The organism is Klebsiella sp. 1SOBk5mer (assembly GCF_046603115.1).
GTDB classification, from domain to species: Bacteria; Pseudomonadota; Gammaproteobacteria; order Enterobacterales; family Enterobacteriaceae; genus Klebsiella; species Klebsiella quasipneumoniae.
This window is the reverse complement of record NZ_JBKIUU010000010.1, coordinates 1-23,016: the sequence shown is the minus strand read 5'-3', so window position 1 is coordinate 23,016 and position 23,016 is coordinate 1. Positions and strand designations below refer to the sequence as shown.

18 protein-coding genes are annotated in these 23,016 nt (G+C 63.2%); 13 read left to right on the top strand and 5 right to left on the bottom strand.

What is annotated here, in order from left to right; genetic code table 11:
- Positions 1-94: 94 nt before the first annotated feature.
- On the bottom strand, positions 95-2,404 hold the full coding sequence (locus ACLH1U_RS20050; protein ID WP_048297036.1) for a molybdopterin-dependent oxidoreductase: 2,310 nt from the start codon (positions 2,402-2,404) through the stop codon (positions 95-97).
- A 408-nt stretch (positions 2,405-2,812) separates the two neighbouring features.
- On the opposite strand from ACLH1U_RS20050, the gene ACLH1U_RS20045 reads away from it, so the two are divergent.
- The 5 genes from ACLH1U_RS20045 to ACLH1U_RS20025 are packed head-to-tail and all read left to right on the top strand — an operon-like array spanning position 2,813 to position 8,280.
- Positions 2,813-3,793 (top strand): sugar ABC transporter substrate-binding protein, encoded by a 981-nt coding sequence (locus ACLH1U_RS20045; protein ID WP_275256894.1) that lies wholly within the window; start codon positions 2,813-2,815, stop codon positions 3,791-3,793.
- A 44-nt stretch (positions 3,794-3,837) separates the two neighbouring features.
- Complete coding sequence (locus tag ACLH1U_RS20040; RefSeq protein ID WP_176221064.1) at positions 3,838-5,340, top strand: sugar ABC transporter ATP-binding protein; 1,503 nt, start codon at positions 3,838-3,840, stop codon at positions 5,338-5,340.
- Entirely contained in the window at positions 5,337-6,326 is a 990-nt protein-coding gene (locus ACLH1U_RS20035; protein ID WP_032455106.1) for an ABC transporter permease, read from the top strand. The genes ACLH1U_RS20040 and ACLH1U_RS20035 overlap by 4 nt, the downstream gene beginning before the upstream one ends.
- Entirely contained in the window at positions 6,323-7,327 is a 1,005-nt protein-coding gene (locus ACLH1U_RS20030) for an ABC transporter permease (RefSeq protein WP_032455105.1), read from the top strand. The genes ACLH1U_RS20035 and ACLH1U_RS20030 overlap by 4 nt, the downstream gene beginning before the upstream one ends.
- Before the next feature lie 11 nt (positions 7,328-7,338).
- A complete protein-coding gene (locus ACLH1U_RS20025; RefSeq protein WP_102002755.1) occupies positions 7,339-8,280 on the top strand; it encodes a carbohydrate kinase family protein in 942 nt (313 codons plus the stop codon).
- Positions 8,281-8,321: 41 nt separating this feature from the next.
- Here ACLH1U_RS20025 and ACLH1U_RS20020 read toward each other — a convergent pair whose 3' ends face one another.
- Genes ACLH1U_RS20020 through ACLH1U_RS20010 form a run of 3 tightly spaced genes read right to left on the bottom strand, consistent with a single transcriptional unit; the run spans position 8,322 to position 11,464 of the window.
- Positions 8,322-9,350 carry a 2-hydroxyacid dehydrogenase gene (locus ACLH1U_RS20020; protein ID WP_023288808.1) on the bottom strand — a complete coding sequence of 343 codons (1,029 nt, stop codon included), beginning with the start codon at positions 9,348-9,350 and terminating at the stop codon, positions 8,322-8,324.
- Positions 9,347-10,843 carry an FGGY-family carbohydrate kinase gene (locus tag ACLH1U_RS20015; RefSeq protein ID WP_048297029.1) on the bottom strand — a complete coding sequence of 499 codons (1,497 nt, stop codon included), beginning with the start codon at positions 10,841-10,843 and terminating at the stop codon, positions 9,347-9,349. Before ACLH1U_RS20015 ends, ACLH1U_RS20020 begins: the two co-directional genes overlap by 4 nt.
- 12 nt (positions 10,844-10,855) lie before the next feature.
- Positions 10,856-11,464 (bottom strand): methylthioribulose 1-phosphate dehydratase, encoded by a 609-nt coding sequence (locus ACLH1U_RS20010; RefSeq protein WP_085551145.1) that lies wholly within the window; start codon positions 11,462-11,464, stop codon positions 10,856-10,858.
- Positions 11,465-11,916: 452 nt separating this feature from the next.
- Here ACLH1U_RS20010 and codB point away from each other — a divergent pair, with 452 nt between their 5' ends.
- The 7 genes from codB to ACLH1U_RS19975 all read left to right on the top strand — a co-directional run bounded on the left by codB (position 11,917) and on the right by ACLH1U_RS19975 (position 20,443).
- Positions 11,917-13,179 carry a cytosine permease gene (gene codB / locus ACLH1U_RS20005; RefSeq protein WP_032455098.1) on the top strand — a complete coding sequence of 421 codons (1,263 nt, stop codon included), beginning with the start codon at positions 11,917-11,919 and terminating at the stop codon, positions 13,177-13,179.
- Positions 13,176-14,411 (top strand): PucR family transcriptional regulator, encoded by a 1,236-nt coding sequence (locus tag ACLH1U_RS20000; RefSeq protein ID WP_139620560.1) that lies wholly within the window; start codon positions 13,176-13,178, stop codon positions 14,409-14,411. Before codB ends, ACLH1U_RS20000 begins: the two co-directional genes overlap by 4 nt.
- Positions 14,408-15,646: a cytosine deaminase gene (codA, locus tag ACLH1U_RS19995; protein WP_032455097.1), complete on the top strand. Its 1,239-nt coding sequence runs from the start codon at positions 14,408-14,410 to the stop codon at positions 15,644-15,646. The genes ACLH1U_RS20000 and codA overlap by 4 nt, the downstream gene beginning before the upstream one ends.
- A 145-nt stretch (positions 15,647-15,791) precedes the next feature.
- Positions 15,792-16,748: a LacI family DNA-binding transcriptional regulator gene (locus tag ACLH1U_RS19990; protein ID WP_181075131.1), complete on the top strand. Its 957-nt coding sequence runs from the start codon at positions 15,792-15,794 to the stop codon at positions 16,746-16,748.
- Between the two features lie 121 nt (positions 16,749-16,869).
- On the top strand, positions 16,870-17,679 hold the full coding sequence (locus ACLH1U_RS19985; protein ID WP_023288802.1) for an inositol monophosphatase family protein: 810 nt from the start codon (positions 16,870-16,872) through the stop codon (positions 17,677-17,679).
- Positions 17,680-17,789: 110 nt separating this feature from the next.
- Positions 17,790-19,145: an MFS transporter gene (locus ACLH1U_RS19980; protein ID WP_411299422.1), complete on the top strand. Its 1,356-nt coding sequence runs from the start codon at positions 17,790-17,792 to the stop codon at positions 19,143-19,145.
- Positions 19,146-19,174: 29 nt separating this feature from the next.
- Positions 19,175-20,443 carry a histidine phosphatase family protein gene (locus tag ACLH1U_RS19975; protein ID WP_411299421.1) on the top strand — a complete coding sequence of 423 codons (1,269 nt, stop codon included), beginning with the start codon at positions 19,175-19,177 and terminating at the stop codon, positions 20,441-20,443.
- A 59-nt stretch (positions 20,444-20,502) separates the two neighbouring features.
- Here ACLH1U_RS19975 and mtnA read toward each other — a convergent pair whose 3' ends face one another.
- Positions 20,503-21,531, bottom strand: coding sequence for an S-methyl-5-thioribose-1-phosphate isomerase (gene mtnA / locus ACLH1U_RS19970; RefSeq protein ID WP_411299420.1), 1,029 nt, complete (start codon positions 21,529-21,531; stop codon positions 20,503-20,505).
- A 101-nt stretch (positions 21,532-21,632) separates the two neighbouring features.
- Here mtnA and mtnK point away from each other — a divergent pair, with 101 nt between their 5' ends.
- Positions 21,633-22,832 carry an S-methyl-5-thioribose kinase gene (gene mtnK, locus ACLH1U_RS19965; protein WP_023288798.1) on the top strand — a complete coding sequence of 400 codons (1,200 nt, stop codon included), beginning with the start codon at positions 21,633-21,635 and terminating at the stop codon, positions 22,830-22,832.
- Positions 22,833-23,016 lie beyond the last annotated feature (184 nt).

Sequence of the window (23,016 nt, the reverse complement as noted above, 5' to 3'; positions counted from 1 at the left end):
TCAGCCTTAAACCGCCTGGCGCGCGCTTTCCCGGAGGCGGCGCATACCGCGCCTTCTCCGGGATAGCCGACCCGCCGCCGGCGATCCCTGACACCTAAACCGCAATAAACTTCGGCGGGTCAAAGGCGGTGATCGGCGGCAGTTCCTCTCGCCACGGGGCGATCTCCACCCAACAGCTCTGGGCGCTACAGCCCTGTCCCAGGCGCGAACTGCCGCGATCCTCGGTTAACACGTTGGGATTACCATGCTTATCGAGGGATCCTTTTTCATTCGGATCCAGAGGGTCATACCAGGCGCCGGTGGACATCTGTACCACCCCCGGCAAAATCTGCTCGCTCAGGTGCACGCCCGCGAGAATCGCCCCACGGTCGTTATACACTTTCACCACGCTGCCTTCGCGAATGTCTCTTGCCTGCGCATCCTGCGGATGCATCCACAACGGCTCGCGTCCCTGAATTTTCGTCGCCCGGCTGACGCTGCCGTGGTCGTACTGACTGTGCAGACGGGCGCGCGGCTGACTGGAGAGCAGATGAAGCGGCCAGCGCGCCGCCTCCTGTCGCTGCCGGGCGGCCTCTTCCTCATCCCACCAGGGATGGCCAGGGCATTCGCGATAGCCAAACCCGGCGACGGTAGCGGAAAAGAGTTCAATCTTGCCGGAGGGTGTGGAAAGCGGATAGCGCTGCGGATCGGCGCGAAAATCGGCGAGAAAGACCTGCGGCCGCGCCGGCGCGCTGTACTCCAGCACCCCTTGCTGCCAGAAGTCTTCGAACGAGGGCAGCGCAATGCCCTCCTCCTGCGCCCGCGGTCTTGACTCCTCATAGAGATGGCGCAGCCATTGCCCGGCGTCCCTCCCCTCGCTGAACTGTTCTCCGAAGCCCAACCGCCCGGCAAGATCGAGGAAAATAGCGTAATCATCACGCGCCTCGCCCACCGGCGGGATCTGCGCGCTCATGGCAATCATAAACCCGTCGTGACCGCCGCTGCCGATATCCTCTCGCTCCAGCGAGGTGGTAGCCGGCAGAACGATGTCGGAGAATTTGGCCTGCGCGGTCCAGTACTGCTCATGCACCACCACCGTCTCCGGACGGCGCCAGGCCTCGCACAGTCGGTTAATATCCTGATGATGATGAAACGCATTGCCTCCCGCCCAGTAGACCAGACGGATGTCGGGATAATGCAGCTGCTGACCGTCGAACTCATAGGCTTCTCCCGGGTGCAGCAGCATATCGGACAGCCGCGCCACCGGGATGACGCTGTCCACCGCATTCTCCCCGGCGGGCAAGCGCGGGCCGGAAAACGCTTTTCGCACCGCGCCCGCCAGGTTGGTACAGGCATAGCCAAACCCGAGGCCGCCGCCCGGCGTGCCGATCTGTCCCAGCAGCGCGGTCAGGGCCACCGTCGCCCAGTAGGCCTGCTCCCCCTGACGGGCGCGCTGGATAGACCAGGAGATATTTACCATCGTCCGGTGGCGGGCCATCTCACGCGCCAGGTCAGCGATGCGCTGCGCGTCCAGGCCGGTTATCGCCGCCGCCCACGCCGGGGTTTTCGCCACGCCGTCATGCTCGCCCAACAGATAGGCGCGATAGGGGGCAAACCCGACGGTATGGCTGGCGACAAACGCCTGGTCGTAGAGGGACTCAGCGATCAGCACATAGCTCAGCGCCAGCAGCAGTGCGGTATCGGTACCCGGCCGAATGGCCAGCCACTCGGCGTCGGCCACCGCGCTGAGGTCATTGCGCACCGGACTGATATTAATAAACCGCGTGCCGTTGGCCTGCATCTTATCCAGCCAGTACGGCAGCATATGGTCATTGGCGCCGCCGCCGTTGACCTGGGCATTGCGCAGCGGCAGACCGCCAATCGCGACAAACAGCTGACACTCCCGCGCCAGCTCGGAAAAATGGGTATGCTGACGGTGCAGCGGGCTCAGCGGCCCAAGAATATGCGGCAGAATGCGCTCGCCCGCGGCGCTGCTATAGGTATTGGTGCTGGCGGTATACCCGCCAAAGCCCTTAAGAAAACGGTGCAGCTGGCTCTGCGCATGGTGAAAGCGCCCGGCGCTGGCCCAGCCGTAGGAGCCGCCGTAAATCGCCTCATTGCCGCAGCGCGCCTTGACCGAGCGCAGCTCGCGAGCCACCAGGTCCAGGGCCACCTCCCAGCTGACTTCGACAAAGGGCTCCTTGCCTCGCCCTTCTCGTGACGCCGGCCCGTGCTGCAGATAGCCGACGCGCACCGCCGGGCGGCGAATGCGCGTTTGGCTGGTCACCGCGTCGGGGAGCGATTGACCGATGCGTGAGGGGTTTTTATCCCAGGGCACCGGCTTAACCGCCACGATCTCGCCCTCGCGGCTCTCCACCTGCCAGGTACCCCAGTGCATCACCGTATAATTATGCTGTTTCTTCATAGCGCCCGCGTTCTTCTCAGCCTAAGGTTCGTTAAAATAAAGCGGGGAAATGCGGTAATATTTCTTACCCGGCCAGACATTGCTCTGCTAAAAAAAGCGTTAGCCCGCGCAATCTTCTCTTTTTCGCAGTAGAGGCCGTATTTCCCATGCACTCATAATATTAAGAAAATTGTCTTTATCCGCTAAATAAACACAGAACAAACCAAAAATAAAACCACAAAATAAAAATGCCTACCCGGCATCATGAAATATTTTCAGGTTCTTCATGACAAAATAAACTTTTTCTCTGACGTTTCCGCGATATAACATTGCCGGCATAACTTAGACTTATTTTGTATTTGAGGTGGCGAGGTGCTTCTTGTCATGCTACCGGTCCGCAACCACCTTCATCACAGGATCATAATAACAATGTCGCAGAAGAGAAAATTATTGCCTGCCGCACTGGGACTGCTTTCCCTTGCCTCGCTGAGCGTCACCGCCGCTGACGCCCTCTCATTACAGGGAAAAAACATTGGCGTGGCCGTCGTAGGCACCCAGCATTTCTGGGATCGCGAGGCTTTCAAAGGCGCGACAGAGGAAGTGGAGAAGCTGGGGGGCAAAGTCATTGGCGTCGATGGCGGCCGGGATAATCAGGTTCATGCCAATAATCACGATATTTTACTGTCACGCAAGGTGGACGCGGTAATTAGTATTCTCGGCGACAGCGCCGTCGAACCCAAATTTAAAGCATTACGTGATGCCGGCATCCCGGTATTCACCGTGGATCATGTTTCACAATATTCGGTCAACAATTCCACCTCCGATAACTACACTCTGGGCTCCACCATCGGTCGCTACATGGCGGACGAATTAGGCGGCAAAGGTAATGTGGCGGTATTTAACGCGTTCTCCAGCGCGCTGCGTATTTGCGGAATTCGCTACGATCAGTGGAAATATGTCCTTAAGGATTATCCGGATATTCATATTATCCAGCCTGAGCTCGCGGAACAGTTCGCCAACTCGCCGGAAGACGCGCGGAAGAAAACCCTCGAATTACTCAGCCAGTATCCGAAAGGCAAACTGGATGCCATCCATGTCGCCTGCTGGGATCAACCGGCCATCGGTATCGTCCAGGCGCTGGAAGAGACCGGTCGTGATAAGGACGTGAAAGTGACGGCCATCGACGCCGGCCCGGAGACACTGGAGATCATGGCGGAGCCCGGCAGCCCCTTCGTGGCTAACGTCGCGCAGCAGCCGCATCTGATCGGCCAGACCTCCGCCGATAACGTGGCCCGCTACTTTGCCGGTCAGAAACTGCCGGTGCAAACCTTTATCCCGGTCATACCGGTGAAAGGTCCGCAGGAAGCGAAAGCGGTATATAAACAGTTGGGATACGGCGAACTGCAGTGATAAATCAACACCCTGGCGGGGAGCGCCCCGCCGCGGGTCTGGTCATGGACCAGATCGGCAAACGTTTTGCCAGCGTAACGGCGCTTAATGCGGTTACCCTGCGCCTCAATCCGGGGGAAATTCATGGCCTGATTGGCGAGAACGGCGCCGGTAAATCGACGCTGATCAAAATCCTCGCCGGCGTCTATCAGGCCGACAGCGGCAGCGCGACCCTCGACGGCCACCCGCTGCCCCTCGGCAACCCGGCAGCCATCGAAGCCGCCGGCATCCGCGTGATCCACCAGGAGCTCAACCTGATCCCGCACTTTACCGTCGCGGAATCGGTGTTTCTGGGTCAGGAGTATCGCACCCGCTGGGGGGCGCTGGATCGCCGACGGATGAAGGCCGCCACGGCGCAATTTTTCCAGCAAAACTGGCAGCTGGCGATCGACCCCGAACGCCTGGTGCGGGATCTGAGCCTGGCCGAGCGCAAGCTGGTGCAAATCGCCCGCGCGCTGATCGACGGCGCGGCGCGGCTGGTGGTGTTCGACGAGCCCACCGCCCCCCTCGAGGCCCAGGAGGCCAGTCTGGTCTCCTCCGCCATTCTGCGCCTGCGCGACCAGGGCATTGCCATTCTGTATATTTCCCACTACCTCAATGAGATAGCCACCCTCTGCGACCGCGGCACCGTGCTGCGCAACGGGGAAGTGGTCGGCTACCCGGACCGCGACCTGCTGCAGAATACCGAGGCGCTGATCGCCATGATGGTCGGCCGGGAAATCGACCAGCTGTATACCCCGCGCCAGCGCCCGGCGGCAGACAACGGGGCGGCTCCATTACTCTCAGTGCGCCAGCTGAGCGACGGACGGCAGCTACAGGACCTTTCTTTTGATATTCACCCGGGGGAGATCGTCGGCGTCGCCGGCCTGCTCGGCGCCGGGCGCGATGTACTGGTCGACTTACTCTACGGCTTACGCCCGGCGGAGCGCGGTACGATCCACCTCGACGGCCAGCCGCGACGTATCCGTACGCCAAAGCAGGCGATCCGCGCCGGAATGGCGCTGGTCCCGCGTGACCGCCGTCATCAGGGGCTGATCCTGCCTTTCACCACCGCTGACAACATTAATCTCGCCTCGCTGCCGGAGACCGCCACCTTTGGCTGGGAGCGGCGGGGGCTTGCCGAGCAGAAAGCGCGCGACTGGATAGCACAGCTGGCGATCCGCCCGGGACGCCCGGCCCTGCCGGTACGCTACATGAGCGGCGGCAACCAGCAAAAAGCGATCCTCGCCCGCTGGCTCGGCACCGATGCCCGGCTGTTTATTCTCGATGAACCCACCCTTGGGGTTGATATCGGCGCCCGCCGCGATATTTATCAACGTACGCGCCAGCTGGCCGATCAAGGACGGGCGGTGCTGGTCTCCTCCAGCGACGCCACCGAATTACTCGGACTATGCGACCGGATCCTCGTCCTCTGGCGCGGCGCGCTGGCGGCCAATCTGCCCACCCGCGGGCTGACCCTCGACGCCCTGCTGGTGGCGATCAACGGCGGACAGGAGCCTTCACCATGAGTACCGCTATCCAGCGTCGCAGCCGTCCGGGCCTGGCGACGCTTATTGAAAAATTCCCCCTGATCCTGTTTCTGGCGCTGCTGGTGTGGCTGAGCGTGCAGTCGCCCTACTTCCTCAGCTGGCAAAATATCAGCCTGATGCTGGTCCAGAGCGTTCCGCTGGCGATCCTCTGTTTCGGCCTGGTCTGCGTCATCGCCGTTGGCGGAGATGACGTGGTCTCCGGCGGCATCGACCTCTCCCTGCCGGCGACCGCGGTGCTCGGCGTCGCGCTGCTCAGCCTTGGGCTGGCCGAATGGCACACGCCGTATCTCCTGCTGCTGGCGCTGCTGACGGCGGTTTGCCTGCTCTGCGGGGCGATCAACGGCTTCCTGGTGCTGGCGGCCGGCCTGCCGCCGCTGCTGGCCACCCTCTCGACTTCGGTGGCGTTTACCGGCCTGACGGACCTGTTGACCGGCCAGCGGCGCATCGCGGTCAGCGATCCGCTGATGGTCGCCTTTCGCGATAACAGCGTGCTGGGCCTGCCCTGGCCGCTGGTCTATCTGCTGGGGGTGTTTATCCTGTTCCAGTTCCTGCTCCATCACTCCCGCTTCGGCCAGCATGTGCAGGCGGTGGGCGGCAATCGCGATATGGCGCAGATGAGCGGCCTGAACGTGCGCCGCTTAACCCTGCTGGTCTGGCTGTTAGCGGGCATCGCCGCCGGGCTGGCTATTCTGCCGCTGCTCAGCCAGGGCTCCGGCAGCTCCAGCGGAACGGCCACGCCGCTGCTGCTGGAAACCGTGCTGGCGACCTTTATCGGCGCCGCCTTCTCGCGTCGTCGGGTGGTCACCATCTGGGGCGCGCTGCTGGGGGCGATTCTGGTTAACGCCCTCTCTAACGGGCTCGGCCTGCTGGGGGTCAATATCTTCTGGATGGGCGCCATTAAAGGCGGCCTGATCCTGGTGGTGCTGGCGGCATCGGCGGTCAGACACAAAGGAGGCGAGGCATGAGCCAAATCACCCTGAAAACCCCAGCGCCTGCGGAACAGACGGTCAGCAGCCCGCTGGCCTGGCTGTCGCGGGCCGGATTCGGCGTCATCACCCTGCTGGCCATTGCCCTGTTCGGCTGGGCGAATCCGGTATTTTTAACCGTGGATAACTGGGCCAACCTGCTGCAGGGCAGCGCGATCCTGCTGATTGTGGCGATGGCGATGACCCTGATCGTCAGCGCGGGCGCGATTGACCTGTCGGTAGGCGTCGCGCTCGATTTTGGCGCCGCCTTCGCCCTCGTCGCCCTGAAAACCTGGCATCTGCCGTGGCAGGCGGCGGTGGGCTGCGCCCTGCTCGGCGGGGTGCTGATTGGCCTGCTCAATGCTTTTCTGATCCTCATCTGTCGGATCCGTCCCTTCCTCGCCACCCTCGGCACCTGGTTTATCGCCAGCAGCGCGGAACGCATCTATACCGATGGCGGCGGCGCGATAGCCTATCGGCGGATGGCCCCCGAGTATCACGACCTGGCGGTGGGTAACCTTGGCGGCATCCCCACGCCGGTCGCGATCGTGCTGGCGCTGTGGCTGGCGGCCTGGCTGGTCACCGAGCGTACCCTGTGGGGCAAATATATCCGCGCCATCGGTCAGAACAGCGAAGCGGCGCGCATCGCCGGGATCCGCGATCGCCTGACCATGCTCGGCGTGCTGGTGGCCGCCTCGGCCCTCTGCGCCGTCGGCGGGGTGATCCTCTCCGCCAACCTGCGGCAATTTACCCCGCTGGCCGGGCAGTCTTATCTGATGGACGCCATTGCGGCGGTGTTTATCGGCACCGCCTTTAACCGTCTGGGCCGGGTCAGCATCGCCGGCACGCTGGGCGGCGTGCTGTTCCTCGCCATTATTGATAATGGTCTGAATCTGATGGGGCTCAATTATCTGGTGAAGGACGCGCTGGTCGGGGTGATTCTGGTGGTGGCCCTCGCCCTATCCTTCTGGCAGGCGCGCCTGCGCCAAACGCATCGCTAAACGGGAGAACGATGGCAACCTTTGACGCCGTGTTTGTCGGCCTGACTATTCTGGATATCGCCGGGCGCCCGGTGGTGGCGATCCCGCCGCGCGGCGGCGTCGCCTTTATTGAGCAAATTCGCCTCAACCCCGCCGGCACCGCCGCGGGGGCCAATATTAACGCCGCGAAGCTCGGGATCCGCACCGCAGCGGTGGCCTGCCTGGGCGAAGATGAAAAAGCCGACTTTATCCTCGCCAGCTATGCCCGGCTGGGCATCGACTGCTCGCTTATCCAGCGCACCGCGCTGAAGGAGACCTCGGCGACGATTCTGCCGATTCGCCCCAACGGCGAACGTCCGGCCCTGCACTGCCGGGGCGCGTCTGACGCCCTGTTCGTCAGTGAGGCGGAATTTGACGCCGTCCTTGACTGTCGCTTCCTGCATCACGGTGGGACCGGACTGCTGGCGGCAATGGACCAGGGACAGAGCGCGCGGCTGTTGCAGGCGGCCAAAGCGCGCGGGGTCACCACCAGCTTTGATCTTATCGCCCCGAATGAACACACTCTGGAACTGCTGCGGCCCCTGCTGCCGTCGGTGGATTATTTCATGCCTTCCCTGGAGGAAGCCGCCTTTCTCTCCGGGGAGACGCAGCCGGAGGCCATCGCCCGCTTTTTCTTTGCGCTGGGCGTGGGCACCTGCATTCTGAAAGACGGCGAGAACGGCTCCTGGCTTATCGGCCGCGATGGCGCGCTGGAGCATATTGCGCCGTGGCCGGTCGAGGCGGTGGATACCACCGGCTGCGGCGACAGCTACTGCGGCGGGTTTATAGCCGCGCTGGCGCGCGGACTCAGCGTGAAAGCGGCGTGCGACGTCGCCTCGGCGGTGGCCGCGCTGGTGGCGACCGGGATGGGATCGGATGCCGGGGTGGTGGACTGGGAACAGACCCAGGTTTTTATGGCGGCCCATCGCCCCTGACGCTGGACCCGCGCCGCCGCAGGCGCGGCGGCGCAAGCGGCTTAACGCCACTGGTACAGCAGCGGCTCTCCGGCGACATAGCGCTGAAGATCGGCGGCAATCATCGCCGTGTGTTTGGCGATACTCTCCCGGGTAGCCCCGGCGATATGCGGCGTAATAATCACGTTATCGAACTCGGTGACAAAAGGGTGATCGCGCCACAGCGGTTCGCGGTGATACACGTCCAGCGCCGCGCCGCCCAGCGGGCCGTGACGCAGGGCATCAATCAGCGCCGCTTCGTCGACCACCGCCGCGCGGGAGGTATTGATCAGCAGCGCGCCGGGCTTCATGCTGTTTAACAGCGCCGCATTCACCAGCCCGTCGCTGTGCGGTCCGCTGCTCAGATGCAGGCTGACGATATCCGCGTCGCGGAACAGCGCCTCGAGGGTCGTTTTCTGTAGCCCTGGCTCATTAATATCCTCTGCGGCGACGAACGGATCCACCACCCGCACCGCCATGCCGAACGCCCGGGCGATACGCGCCACCCGGCGGCCAATGTTGCCATAGCCCACCAGCCCCAACGTTTTATTGCGCAGTTCACTGCCCTTAAACACTTCATAGGGGCTTTCCGGGCTCACGTCCCAGACCACATCGCGCCGCAGGCCCTGCTGGGTGGCGGCGGCGGCATTATCAGCCTGCGTGAACTCCCCCCGCTTCAGCGCCGCATGGGATTGCGGAATGTGGCGCGCCAGGCTGAGCATCAGGCCAAGCGTCAGCTCCGCGGCGGCATCGGCATTGCGCCCCGGGGTGTAGAGCACCCGGATGCCGCGCGCCTGCGCGGCCTGGGTATCAATATTCACCGGATTGGCGCGGGTACAGGCGATCACCTGCAGGCGCGGACAGGCGGCCATCACCGCGTCCGTCACTTCATCATAGCTGGTCACCAGCACCTCGGCGTCGTGGGCCAGCTCAATCAGCTGGCCGGCGCTGAGTTTCGGTTTGCCCAGCGCCCATCCCTCTACCAGCAGTTCGCCCAGTTGGTGGAAGGCGCTAAGGTCGCCAGCATGCTCGGCGGTAAAAACGATTTTCATGGTTGAACTTCCTGAGAAAGACGTTGAAGAGCGGCCTGCCTGGCCTGCCATACCGGCAGCATCTGCTCGCGCAGCAGGCGATAAACGGGATACAGCGCCGCATAGCGGGCATGCGCCTGAGGGCGCGGCTGATAGCGGGTCTGCGCCAGCGGAGGCGTCTCGGCCAGCGCAGCGACGCTGCGGGCCGCCAGAATCGCCGCCCCGCGCGCGCTCAGTTCGTTAAAGGCGCTGGAGACCACCGTGCGCCCGGTACAGTCGGCGATAATCTGCAGCCAGGTGGCCGAGGCGGCGCCGCCGCCGGTCAGATACAGCTCGCCGCCCTGCGGATAACCCTGCAGCGCATCGACAATGGCGAAGGCCAGGCCTTCAAACACCGCGCGTTGCAGTTCGGCGCGGGTGGTGTGCGGGCTAATGCCGATAAAGCCGGCCCGCGCGTCGGGACTGTAAAACGGCGCGCGTTCGCCATTGAGGTAGGGCTGCCAGAAGACGCCGCCGCTGCCCGGCTCCACGTCCGCGATCGCCTGCTCCAGCCGGCCCAGATCGGCGTCCAGCGAAATATGCTGCTGCAGCCAGTCAATGTTTGGCGTACCGGCCTGCATCGGAAACAGCGAGATCACCTGTCCGGCTTCGGTATGGGTGACAAAGCGCGTCGCCTCGTTCACCGTCTGCGGGCCGCGGCAGACGATCCCGGTGCAGCAGGTGGTGCCGAGGATCGTGTAGATGTCCCCTTCGTTGACCGCGCCGCAGCCCAGCGCGGCGCTGCAGACATCCAGCGCCCCGGCGGCCACCGGCGTCGCGGCGGGCAGCCCGGTCAGCGCCGCCACCGCGTCGCTCAGCGTGCCGGCCGGAGCATCCGGGGCCAGCAGCGGGGGAAACAGCGGCAGCAGTTCGTCCAGCCCCATCTCGTTCATCACCACCGAGGACCAGCTGCCGCTCTGCTGATTGAGTAACGAGCTGCTGGCGTCCGTCAGCTCCAGCGCCGCCACGCCGGTCAGGCGAAAGCGGATCCAGTCCTTGGCGAAAAACAGATAGCGCGCGGCCGCCAGCCGCTCCGGCTGATACTGTTTCAGCCAGTACAGCTGCAGGCTGGTATTGCAGGGCTGCAGGTGGGTGCCGGTATCGGCGAAATAGCGCCGGTCAAAGCCGGGCCGGCGCAGCAGGTCGCTCATCAGCGCGTGGCTGCGGGTATCGCTCCACAGGATCCCCGGGCCCACCGGTTCGCCCTGCTCATCGCTGAGCCAGACTCCCTCCCCTTGCCCGGCGAGGCCGATGGCCCGCAGCCGCCCCGCCTGCAGCGCCGGGTGGCGGGCAATCTGGCGCAGAATAGCCAGCACCGAATGCCACAGCTGGGTCATATCCTGTTCCGCGTAGCCATTGGCCGACAGGCGGGGGGAGGTGTTTTCCGCGGCGCTGGCGCGCGCGGTGAAATGCTGATCAAACAGCACCGCTTTCACCCGGGAGGTGCCGATATCGATACCAAGATAAAAATCCATACCTGCTCCGGCTCAGGGCTCGTAGCGGCGGCGCATCAGCTCGCACTCGAACAGGAACTCCAGCCCTTCCAGTTGTCGGCGGGCCTCCTGAATATCTTTCCCCCAGCAGGTCAGGCCATGTCCGCGCAGCAGAAAGCCGTAGCGCAGCGGGCGGGTTTGCGCATAATCGGCAATCCGCGCCGCCAGGGCGTCAATATCCTGATCGTTATCGAAAATGGCGACCGGAACGGTGTCGAGATGGCTGTGCTGCCCGCTGAGGGTTTTCTGCATTTCATACCCCTGCAGCGCCAGCGTGTTGCTTTTTTCGATGCGCGACAGCACGGTGGCGTTGACGGTATGCACATGCAGCACCACGTTGGCCTCCGGGAACAGGCGATAGACCAGCGTGTGCAGGCCGGTCTCGGCCGACGGTTTCCGTCCGGAAGGGGCCTGGTTGGTGGCGATCTCCACCTGCAGGAAATCCTCGGTCGTCAGGCTGCCTTTGTCGCGGCCCGACTCGCTTAGCCAGCACCAGGTGTCATCCTGACGCACCGACATATTGCCGCCGGTCGCCGGCGCCCAGCCTTTCGCGCCGATCCAATGACAGGTGGTAACCAGTTGCGCGAGTCTTTCTTGCCACATAGCAGTTCCTTAGGTTAGCGATGATTTATTTAGCCGTCTAAATGGCTATTTACCCGATACTAACACCGCTAACCGGAGGGAACAATATTTCAGGAAACACACATAAGACAAATGGTTATATCATAAATGCATATTAAATAACCTTTATTCACAGCAATTTAACCAACCGCGGTAAGTCAGCTACGATTCCCTCCTGTCTGGCGCCAAAACGCTGGCGGATTCTGCTGGCTGAAATTCTCCGCCTGCGCCGGGAATACCGTCGCCGCTCTCCTCTGCCCCCGACTGGTGCAAAACATGGCAGGATGCACACTAAAATGGCATTACTCCCCCTGCATCCTGCAATAACTGTGCATATTGCACACCTCTCGCTATTCCCCGTGCCCGGTTTTTCCTGGCACATCTCTTGCTACTTCCGGCTATCACCGCCCATCTAACCAGCCAGAGGTTCCAGGATGTCAAACAGCAATGATTTTCCCCTCGTCGAAGCGCCCGCCGCCGGACGCAAAGGCGTATTTTCCATCGCCATGGTGTTATTCAGCTTTACCTTTTTCACCGGCACGATGTTCGCCGGCGGTAAACTCGGCGTCTCCTTTTCCATCGTCAATCTGCTGTGGATAGCCGTCATCGGCAACGCCTTGCTGGCCCTGTATGCCGCATCGCTGGGCTGGATCGCCGCGCGCAGCGGTCTCAATACGGTGCTGATGGGCCGCTTCTGCTTCGGCGAGATCGGCAGCAAGCTGGCCGATTTTATCCTTGGCTTTGCCGAGCTGGGCTGGTACGCGTGGGGGACGGCCACGGTCGCTATCTCGCTGGTGAAGATCCTCGCCCTGCCCGAGGCGCTGACCCTGCCGCTGATGGTGCTGTTTGGCATTCTGTTCTGCGTCACCGCGCTGGTGGGCTACAAGGGGCTGGACGCGCTGTCGCGCCTGTCGGTGCCGCTGATGTTCGTGCTGCTGGTGGTCTCCATGTATCTGGCGCTGCGCCACGCCGGCGGCTGGCAGGCGATGACCCGCATTGCGCCAGGCGACGCCATGACCTGGTCGGCGGCCATCACCATGGTCTTTGGCACCTTCGCCAGCGGCGCCACCCAGGCGACAAACTGGACCCGGCTGGCCAACTCCAGCCGTACCGCCATTCTCGCCAGCATGGGCAGCTTCCTTGTCGGCAACGGGCTGATGATCGTCGCCGGCGCCTGGTGCGCTATCGTCTATCAACAGGCCGATATCGTCGAAGTGCTGATCCTGCAGGGGCTGTCGGTGGCCGCGGTGATCATGCTGTGTCTCAATCTGCTGACCATCCAGGGCCCCACCATCTATAACGTCTCCGCCGCCGCCTGCCATCTGCTGCGCAGCGAACGTCGCCGCACGCTGACCCTCGCCGCCGCCGGGGTGGGCATTGTGCTGGCCATTGGCGGTATGTACGAAATGCTGATCCCGTTCCTCGTGCTGCTGGGCAGCATTATCCCGCCCATCGGCGGGGTGATCCTCGCCGACTACTGGTTCGCCCGCGGCGGACGCTATCCCCTGCTGCAGAACGCCCGCCTGCCGCGTTTTAACTGGCTGGGACTCGGCGCCTACGCCGCCGGCGCGGTGGTGGCTTATCTGTCGCCGTGGATCGCGCCGCTGGTGGGGATCACCGTCTCCGCGCTGGTCTATATCGCCCTGACCCTGCTAAGCAAGCGTCAGCCTGCCGCCGTCGCGGAGCAGGAGCCATGAGCCTGACGGTCAGCGAACTGCTGGCCCTTGAGGGACTCTCCGCCCTGCGTCTGCGGGCGGGAAAGCAAGGGCTGCAGCGGGCGGTACGCTGGTACTACGTGGCGGAAAATGAGCATATCGCCGAGTGGATCATGGGCGGCGAGCTGGTCTTTATCACTGGCATCAACCATCCCCGGGATGAAGCCAACCTGATCCAGCTGCTGATGGAGGGCAAACAGCGCGGCATCGCCGGGATGGTGATCCTCACCGGCGAGGCCTATATCCACGCCATTCCCGCCACGCTGATCGCGCTTGCCGACGAGCTGGGCATTCCGCTGATCGAGCAGCCCTACCTGCTGAAGATGGTGATTGTCACCGAGCGGGTCGGCACCGCGCTGGTCCGCAGCGAAAGCGCCCTGCAGTCGCAGCGCGACATCCTGATGCAGCTGGTCACCGGCGACTATCCGGACCTGCAGATGCTCCACCAGCGCGCCCTCCACCAGCAGCTCGATTTTACCCGCCCGCTGCGGCTGGCGGCGCTGCGCCTGGAGGGACTGTCCCGCCTGTTTCGCCAGTTTCCGCCCGAACAGGCCGAAGCCTGGCTGCAGCAGGCCCACCGCAGCGTGCGCCAGCAGCTGCAGCTGCAGCTCAACCAGCAGGGCAACCCCTTCCCGCTGCTGGAGCGCAGCAACATGTTCCTTTTCCTGCTGCCGGATGAGGAGGGGGAAGGCTTTCAGCAGAAAAAGTGGCTGCAGCAGTGGCTGCAGACGCTGGCGGAGGGGGAAGAGAGTTTGTCGCTGCTCTGCGGCCTTTCCGCGCCGGTCAGGCAGCTGCAGGGCTACCCGCGGGCGCTGTCGCAGGCGCGACAGGCGCTGGATCTTTGCAATACCCTGCGGCCGACCCAGCGGATCAGCGACTATCAGCAGCTGGGGTTTATCAAACTGCTGTCCGCGGTCAGCGACCCGGCGCTGCTCAACGATTTTATGCACGACACCCTGGGCTGCCTGATCGAGCCGGGCCGTAAAGCGCCGTGGCTGCTGCTGGAGACCCTCGAGACGCTGCAGCAGGAGAACGGCAACGTGGTGCGGGCCGCCGACCGGCTGGGTCTCCATCGCAACACCCTGCATCAGCGCATCCAGCGTATTGAAAAACTGACCGGCTACCCGGTCAGCCACCCTCAGTTTCATCTCAACGCCTCGGTCGCGCTGGTGATCTGGCGTTTATCGCAAAACCATTTACAGGACCAACCATGAAAATTGTTAACGCCCGCCTGCGCCGCCAGGAGGCGCTGTTTACCCTTGAGCTGCAGGACGGCCTGATTCAGCGCATGACCGCCCAAACCGCGATGCAGACCGCCGACGCCGGCGATATCGACGCCCAGGGCCGGCTGGCGATCCCCCCCTTCGTCGAGCCGCATATTCATCTTGACGCCACCCTCACCGCGGGCGAGCCGGAGTGGAACCGCAGCGGCACCCTGTTTGAAGGCATCACCCGCTGGAGCCAGCGCAAAGCGAGCATCACCCCGGAGGACACCCGCCAGCGGGCGCTGAAAACCATCGGCATGCTGCGCGATTTCGGCGTCCAGCACGTCCGGACCCATGTGGATGTCACCGACCCGTCGCTGTCGGCCCTGCAGGCGCTGCTGGCGGTGAAAAAAGAGGCCGCCGATCTCATCGATCTGCAGATTGTCGCCTTTCCGCAGGAGGGGATTGAATCCTACCCCGACGGTCGGGGGCTGATGACGCGCGCCATCGAGATGGGCGCCGACGTGGTGGGCGGTATTCCGCACTATGAAAACACCCGCGACAAAGGGGTCAGTTCGGTGATGTTTTTGATGGACCTCGCCCAGCGCTATGGCCGGCTGGTGGATGTCCACTGCGATGAAATCGACGATCCGCAGTCGCGTTTCCTCGAAGTGCTGGCGGAAGAGGCCCGGGTGCGCAGTATGGGGGCGCAGGTCACTGCCAGCCACACCTGCGCGATGGGCTCTTATGACAACGCCTACTGTTCGAAGCTGTTTCGCCTGCTGAAAGCCTCGGGGATCAACTTTATCTCCTGCCCGACCGAAAGCATTCATCTGCAGGGCCGGTTTGACAGCTGGCCGAAACGGCGCGGCGTCACCCGGGTGGCGGAGCTGGATCGCGCCGGCATCAACGTCTGCTTTGCTCAGGACTCGATTCAGGATCCGTGGTATCCGCTGGGGAACGGCAATATCCTGCGCATTCTGGATGCCGGACTGCACATCTGTCATATGCTCGGCTATGACGATCTGCAGCGCTGCCTTGACTTCGTCACCGACAACAGCGCCCGGGCGCTCTGTCTGGGCGATAACTACGGCCTCGCCGAAGGCCGCCCGGCTAACCTGCTGATCCTCGATGCGGAAAACGACTACGAGGCCGTCCGCCGCCAGGCGCGGGTGCTAACCTCCATTCGCCACGGTAAGGTGATTTTGCAGCGTGAGGTGGAGCACATCCGCTACCCGGCATAAGGCGCAAGGCGCTGCGCGTCGGCACCTTTCTGTGATACCTTTTCAGGCAGTGTGCGTGACCGACGCCCGCCCGGGCGTCGGCTTCCTGGAAAACAGACGGCGCGAAACGACGATGAGCGATAAAAAATGGATTAAGGCCGAGGATGTGGCCAGACTGGCCGGCGTCTCGCGCTCGGCGGTCTCCCGGACCTTCACCCCCGGCGCCTCGGTGTCGGAGAAGACCCGGCAGAAGGTGCTGAGCGCCGCGGAAGCTCTGGGCTATCAGGTGAATATCATCGCCCGGACGATGATCACCGGCAGCAGTAATTTTATCGGCATCGTCACCGCCGGTTTCGACAACCCGTTTCGCAGCAAACTGCTGGCGCCGCTGGTCCATCAGCTGGCGCTCAACGGCTTTATGCCGCTGCTGATGAACGCTGACGATCCGCAGCAGCTCGCCCCTTCGCTTAAACAGCTGCTGAGCTACCACGTCGCCGGCGTGATCATCACCTCCGGCGCACCGCCGCTGTCGCTGGCGGAAGAGTACCTGGCGCGCAAGATCCCCGTCACCCTGATCAACCGTCATGCGGACCTCGCCGGCTGCGACCGGGTGTGCAGCGATAACGCCCAGGGGGCGAAGCTGGTGGCGGGCTTGTTCAGTCGTCGAGGCTGGCGGCAGGTTGGCTTTATTGGCGAAAATCGCGAGAACTTCAGCACCCGCCAGCGTTATGACGCTTTTATCGCTCAGACGTCGGGCATGACGGTGACCAGCCGCTTTTGCGACGGCGGCGGTTATCAGGCCGGCCACCAGGCCGCCAGAGAATTAGTTGCTGAAAACCCCGGGGTGCAGGCCCTGTTCTGCGCCACCGATATGCTGGCGCTGGGCGCCCTGGACGGCCTGCGGGACGCCCCCGCCGCCGCCCCGCTACCGGCCATCGTCGGCTTTGACGATATCCCGCAGGCGGACTGGCACCCCTATCAGCTCACCACCGTTCAACAGAATACCGCCCTGCTGGCCCACCACGCGGTGGATCTGTTGATGACGCGGATCGCCCGCTTCAGCCTGCCCTCGCGCCATCGCGAAGTGCCGGTGAAACTAATTATTCGTCAAAGTGCGAAATGAAAAAATCATTTTATGCTGGATCGATCACAGAATCTTCTGTGAAACCCGGCCACACTCATTCGGCCCTTCGGGGCTGTTTTTTTCACGCAAAATGCACACGTGTGCAAAATAGGGAGTCACTATGCAATCTCAGGAATCAGAAGCGCTACAGGCCCGCTACCGCCTGGCCTGCGAGCTGGCGAAAGCGGGGGCTGAGCTGGCGTTTGAATACTATCAACAACGCGAAGCGCTGACCGTCGACCATAAGGGCGACGATCTGCAGGATGTGGTCAGCGTGGCCGATAAGCGGGTGGAGGCCTTTGTGAAACAGCGCATTCAGAGCGCGTTTCCGGAGGATGGCTTTCTCGGCGAAGAGAGCGGCGCCCGCCTGTCCGACGCGCGGGTGCTGTGGGTGGTCGACCCCATCGATGGCACCAGCTGTTTCCTCAACGGCCTGCACACCTGGTGCCTGTCGCTGGCGATCGTCGCCGACGGCGAACCGGTCATCGGCGTGGTCTATGACCCCAACCATCGCGAGCTGTTTCACGCCCTGCGGGGCCATGGCGCCTGGCTCAACGACGCCCCGATCCGTCCGCACCCCGCGACGACGGTCAGGGAGGGGGTGATGGGCGTCGGCACCTCGCATCGCGTCACCCCGGCGGACTTTCTGCCGTTTCTGCAGGCGCTGCTCAGCGACGGCGGCATGTTTATCCGCAACGGCTCCGGCGCGCTGATGAGCGCCTGGGCGGCGGCAGGCCGGTTGATTGGCTACTACGAGCCGCACATGAACCCATGGGACGCCCTGCCGGGGCTGGTGCTGATGCGCGAAGCGGGCGGCGCCAGCAACGATTTTCTGGCGCAGGAGGGGATCCAGCGCGGCAACCCGCTGCTGCTGGCCAGCCAGACGCTCTACCCGCAGCTGAAAAAGATGATCCTACAACCATTACATTAACCCTTACGGGTCAGGCTATTTCTGATTATGTACTCTACACAGTAACGATAACTTCATTCACGGACGAACCACATCAATCAGTCAGGCCTCCGACCTGCGGAGAACCACCTATGTCTGGAATTATCGCTTTTTTCCGGGCGTCGCCGCCGAAAGCGGGCGCCGCGTTTGATGAACACCGTTTTCGCCGGGTGCGCTGGCAAACCTTTATCGCCATGACCCTGGCCTACGTCACCTTTTACGTCTGCCGATTATCGTTCACCGTCGCCAAAAGCGCGCTGGTGGAGCTGGGGATCACCCCGACGGAGCTCGGCATGATCGGCTCCACCCTGTTCTTCAGCTACGCCATCGGCAAACTGGTCAACGGCTTTATCGCCGATCACGCCAACGTGGTGCGCTATATGAGCCTCGGTTTATTGCTCAGCGCCGGGATGAACCTGATGATGGGGATGACCACCAACGCCCTGCTGCTGGCCATCTTCTGGGGGATCAACGGCTGGGCGCAGTCAATGGGCGTCGGCCCCTGCGCGGTCTCGCTGGCGCGCTGGTACGGCGTTAAGGAGCGCGGCACCTTCTATGGCATCTGGTCGACGGCGCATAATATCGGCGAGGCCGTCACCTATATGGTGATCGCCGCGGTGATCGCCGGGTTTGGCTGGCAGATGGGCTACCTGTCCACCGCCGCGCTCGGCGCCGCCGGCGTGGTGCTGCTGGTGCTGTTCATGCACGATTCGCCGCAGAGCAGCGGCTTCCCGTCCATCAACGTCATCCGCGATGAACCGCAGGAAGAGGCCGAAGCCCGCGGCTCGGTGTTTAAAAACCAACTGCTGGCGCTGCGCAACCCGGCGCTGTGGACCCTCGCCCTCGCCTCCGCCTTTATGTACATCGACCGCTACGCCGTCAACTCCTGGGGGATCTTCTTTCTGGAGCAGGATAAAGCCTATTCCACGCTGGAGGCCTCCGGGATTATCGGCGTCAACGCCATCGCCGGCATCGCCGGGACCATCATCGCCGGCATGCTCTCCGACCGCTTTTTCCCGCGCAACCGCAGCGTGATGGCCGGGTTTATCAGCCTGCTGAACACCGCCGGCTTCGCCCTGATGCTCTGGTCGCCGCACAATTATTACACTGATATTCTGGCGATGATTATCTTCGGGGCAACCATTGGCGCTCTGACCTGCTTCCTCGGCGGGCTGATCGCCGTCGATATCTCCTCGCGCAAAGCGGCGGGGGCCGCGCTCGGCACCATCGGCATCGCCAGCTACGCCGGCGCCGGCCTGGGCGAGTTTCTCACCGGGATCATTATTGATAAAACGGCTATCCTTGAGAACGGCAAAACGCTGTATGATTTCAGCACGTTGGCGCTGTTCTGGGTGGGTACCGGTCTGGGTTCCGCGCTACTCTGTTTTACCACTGCCGCCATCGTCGCCCGGCGCCATGCCGTCGAACGGCAGACCTCGTTCTCCTAATAACCGATTAACGAATTAAGGAAGAAGATATGATGCCTGCAAGACATCAGGGGCTGTTACGCCTGTTTATCGCCTGCGCGCTGCCACTGCTGGCGCTGCAATCTGCCGCCGCCGCGGACTGGCAGCTGGAGAAAGTGGTGGAGCTTAGCCGCCACGGGATTCGTCCGCCGACGGCCGGCAACCGGGAAGTCATCGAGGCCGCCACCGGACGACCGTGGACCGAGTGGACCACCCATGACGGCGAGCTCACCGGTCATGGCTATGCCGCCGTGGTCAATAAAGGGCGTGAGGAAGGCCAGCACTATCGCCAGCTTGGCCTGCTGCAGGCGGGATGCCCGACGGCGGAGTCGATTTACGTGCGCGCCAGCCCGCTGCAGCGGACGCGGGCGACCGCCCAGGCGCTGGTGGATGGCGCCTTCCCCGGCTGCGGCGTCGCTATCCATTACGTCAGCGGGGACGCCGATCCGCTGTTTCAGACCGACAAATTCGCCGCCACGCAAACCGACCCCGCCCGCCAGCTGGCGGCAGTAAAAGAGAAGGCCGGGGATCTGGCGCAGCGTCGGCAGGCGCTGGCGCCGGCCATCCAGCTTTTGAAACAGGCGGTTTGTCAGGCCGATAAGCCCTGCCCGGTCTTCGACACCCCGTGGCAGGTCGAGCAGAGCAAAAGCGGGAAAACCACCATTAGCGGACTGAGCGTGATGGCCAATATGGTGGAGACGCTGCGTCTCGGCTGGAGTGAAAACCTGCCTCTCAGCCAGCTGGCGTGGGGCAAGATCGCCCAGGCCAGTCAGATCACCGCCCTGCTGCCGCTGTTAACGGAAAACTACGATCTGAGCAACGACGTGCTGTATACCGCGCAAAAACGCGGGTCGGTGCTGCTCAACGCCATGCTCGACGGCGTCAAACCAGAGGCGAATCCGAACGTACGCTGGCTGCTGCTGGTGGCCCATGACACCAATATCGCCATGGTGCGCACGCTGATGAACTTTAGCTGGCAGCTGCCGGGCTACAGCCGGGGAAATATCCCGCCGGGCAGTAGCCTGGTGCTGGAGCGCTGGCGCGACGCGAAGAGCGGGGAACGCTATCTGCGGGTCTATTTCCAGGCGCAAGGCCTCGACGACCTGCGTCGTCTGCAGACGCCGGACGCGCAGCACCCGATGCTGCGTCAGGAGTGGCGTCAGCCGGGCTGCCGTCAGACCGACGTCGGTACGCTGTGTCCCTTCCAGGCGGCTATCACTGCGCTGGGTCAGCGTATCGACCAGCCCTCCGCCCCGGCGGTAGCGATGGTCCTGCCGTAGCGGCCAGGCGATTGCCCGGGCCCGGGAAACCGTTTTTTCCAGGCCCGGCACAGGGTCCGCTATCCGTGGTCCGGCGCAAACGCCCCGGCGGCAACTTGCGCCGGGGTGACCACCCCGCTGTCCAGCACCCAGCCGCTAATCAGCCCGGCAGGCGTGAAGTCGAACGCCGGATTGTAAACGGCGGCCCCGGTCGGCGCCCATTGTACCGCGCCAAAGCTGCCCGCCACCCCGGTCACTTCCGCCGCGGCGCGCTGCTCAATGGGGATGGCCGCCCCGTTCGGGCAATGGCGATCGAGGGTCGTCTGCGGCGCAGCGACGTAGAACGGGATCTGGTGGTAATGGGCCAAAACCGCCAGCGAATAGGTGCCGATTTTATTCGCCACATCGCCGTTGGCGGCGATACGGTCGGCGCCGACCCACACCGCATCCACCTGCCCCTGCGCCATCAGGCTGGCGGCCATTGAATCGGTGATCAGCTGATAGGGCACGCCCAGCTCGCCCAGCTCCCACGCGGTTAAACGTCCGCCCTGCAGCAGCGGCCGGGTTTCATCGACCCACACGCTGGCCACCTTTCCCTGCCGGTGCGCCAGCGCGATAACGCCCAGGGCGGTCCCCACCCCGGCGGTCGCCAGGCCACCGGTGTTGCAGTGGGTCAGCAGACGGCTACCGGGCTTCACCAGCGCACTGCCCGCCTCAGCGATGCGGTCGCACAGCTGTTTATCTTCTTCGACCAGACGCAGGGCTTCCGCTTCCAGCGCCTGCGGGTAATCCTCCCGGGCCAGCGCCTGCTTCATGCGATCCAGATTATTCATCAGGTTGACCGCCGTCGGCCGCGCCGCGCGCAGCGTCTCCAGCGCCTGCTGGAGTTCATCCCGGCTCAGGCCGCGCTGGGCCAGCAGGGCCAGCAGCAGGCTGGCGGACAGGCCAATCAACGGCGCGCCGCGCACCCGCAGGGCGTGAATATGGTCCACCAGCAGCGTAACGTTATCCGCCGCCAGCCAGCGTTTTTCCTGCGGCAAGGCCTGCTGGTCGAGAATAAAAAGCTGATTTTCACTCACCCGCAGGCTGGTGGTCTGTAATGTCTGCATGTCGTTAAATCCCTGTTGCGTTGTTGTATCACATTGTGTCAGGATGAAATCCAGAAGTATAGACGTCTGAACGGCTTAATCAGAATTCGAGGATCGAGGCAATGTCGCAATACCATACCTTCACCGCCCACGACGCCGTGGCTTACGCGCAGCAGTTCGCCGGCATCGACAACCCATCTGAGCTGGTCAGCGCGCAGGAAGTGGGCGATGGCAACCTCAATCTGGTGTTTAAAGTGTTCGATCGCCAGGGCGTCAGCCGGGCGATCGTCAAACAGGCCCTGCCCTACGTGCGCTGCGTCGGCGAATCCTGGCCGCTGACCCTTGACCGCGCCCGTCTGGAAGCGCAGACCCTGGTCGCCCACTATCAGCACAGCCCGCAGCACACGGTAAAAATCCATCACTTTGATCCCGAACTGGCGGTGATGGTGATGGAAGATCTTTCTGACCACCGCATCTGGCGCGGGGAGCTTATCGCTAACGTCTACTACCCTCAGGCGGCCCGCCAGCTTGGCGACTATCTGGCGCAGGTGCTGTTTCACACCAGCGATTTCTATCTCCATCCCCACGAGAAAAAGGCGCAGGTGGCGCAGTTTATTAACCCGGCGATGTGCGAGATCACCGAGGATCTGTTCTTTAACGACCCGTATCAGATCCACGCGCGCAATAACTACCCGGCGGAGCTGGAGGCCGATGTCGCCGCCCTGCGCGACGACGCCCAGCTTAAGCTGGCGGTGGCGGCGCTGAAGCACCGTTTCTTTGCCCATGCGGAAGCGCTGCTGCACGGCGATATCCACAGCGGGTCGATTTTCGTTGCCGAAGGCAGCCTGAAGGCCATCGACGCCGAGTTCGGCTACTTCGGCCCCATCGGCTTCGATATCGGCACCGCCATCGGCAACCTGCTGCTGAACTACTGCGGCCTGCCGGGCCAGCTCGGCATTCGCGACGCCGCCGCCGCGCGCGAGCAGCGGCTGAACGACATCCACCAGCTGTGGACCACCTTTGCCGAGCGCTTCCAGGCGCTGGCGGCGGAGAAAACCCGCGACGCGGCGCTGGCTTACCCCGGCTACGCCTCCGCCTTTCTGAAAAAGGTCTGGGCGGACGCGGTCGGCTTCTGCGGCAGCGAACTGATCCGCCGCAGCGTCGGGCTGTCGCACGTCGCGGATATCGACACTATCCAGGATGACGCTATGCGGCATGAGTGCCTGCGCCACGCCATTACCCTGGGCAAAGCGCTGATCGTATTGGCCGAGCGTATCGACAGCGTCGACGAGCTGCTGGCGCGGGTGCGCCAGTACAGCTGAGCGCGGCCTGTTGCCCTCACCCCAGCTCTCTCTTCTGGGAGAGGGAGCAAACCCCAAAAAAGTGCAATCTTCAGGGATTGCCCGGCGGCGCTGCGCTTGCGCGGGCCTACAGATAACCGCATGACGGTTTGATATTGCAGTCTTTTGTAGGCCGGGTAAGGCGAAAGCCGCCACCCGGCAGACA

Coding starts and splice junctions, on each gene's coding strand:
- codA (WP_032455097.1), top strand. CDS start 14,408: ATGAAAATTGTTAACGCCCGCCTGCGCCGCCAGGAGGCGCTGTTTACC.
- ACLH1U_RS19980 (WP_411299422.1), top strand. CDS start 17,790: ATGTCTGGAATTATCGCTTTTTTCCGGGCGTCGCCGCCGAAAGCGGGC.
- ACLH1U_RS20015 (WP_048297029.1), bottom strand. CDS start 10,843: ATGGATTTTTATCTTGGTATCGATATCGGCACCTCCCGGGTGAAAGCG.
- ACLH1U_RS19985 (WP_023288802.1), top strand. CDS start 16,870: ATGCAATCTCAGGAATCAGAAGCGCTACAGGCCCGCTACCGCCTGGCC.
- ACLH1U_RS20020 (WP_023288808.1), bottom strand. CDS start 9,350: ATGAAAATCGTTTTTACCGCCGAGCATGCTGGCGACCTTAGCGCCTTC.
- ACLH1U_RS20050 (WP_048297036.1), bottom strand. CDS start 2,404: ATGAAGAAACAGCATAATTATACGGTGATGCACTGGGGTACCTGGCAG.
- ACLH1U_RS20035 (WP_032455106.1), top strand. CDS start 5,337: ATGAGTACCGCTATCCAGCGTCGCAGCCGTCCGGGCCTGGCGACGCTT.
- ACLH1U_RS20025 (WP_102002755.1), top strand. CDS start 7,339: ATGGCAACCTTTGACGCCGTGTTTGTCGGCCTGACTATTCTGGATATC.
- ACLH1U_RS19975 (WP_411299421.1), top strand. CDS start 19,175: ATGATGCCTGCAAGACATCAGGGGCTGTTACGCCTGTTTATCGCCTGC.
- ACLH1U_RS20040 (WP_176221064.1), top strand. CDS start 3,838: ATGGACCAGATCGGCAAACGTTTTGCCAGCGTAACGGCGCTTAATGCG.
- ACLH1U_RS20045 (WP_275256894.1), top strand. CDS start 2,813: ATGTCGCAGAAGAGAAAATTATTGCCTGCCGCACTGGGACTGCTTTCC.
- ACLH1U_RS20030 (WP_032455105.1), top strand. CDS start 6,323: ATGAGCCAAATCACCCTGAAAACCCCAGCGCCTGCGGAACAGACGGTC.
- mtnA (WP_411299420.1), bottom strand. CDS start 21,531: ATGCAGACATTACAGACCACCAGCCTGCGGGTGAGTGAAAATCAGCTT.
- codB (WP_032455098.1), top strand. CDS start 11,917: ATGTCAAACAGCAATGATTTTCCCCTCGTCGAAGCGCCCGCCGCCGGA.
- ACLH1U_RS20010 (WP_085551145.1), bottom strand. CDS start 11,464: ATGTGGCAAGAAAGACTCGCGCAACTGGTTACCACCTGTCATTGGATC.
- mtnK (WP_023288798.1), top strand. CDS start 21,633: ATGTCGCAATACCATACCTTCACCGCCCACGACGCCGTGGCTTACGCG.
- ACLH1U_RS20000 (WP_139620560.1), top strand. CDS start 13,176: ATGAGCCTGACGGTCAGCGAACTGCTGGCCCTTGAGGGACTCTCCGCC.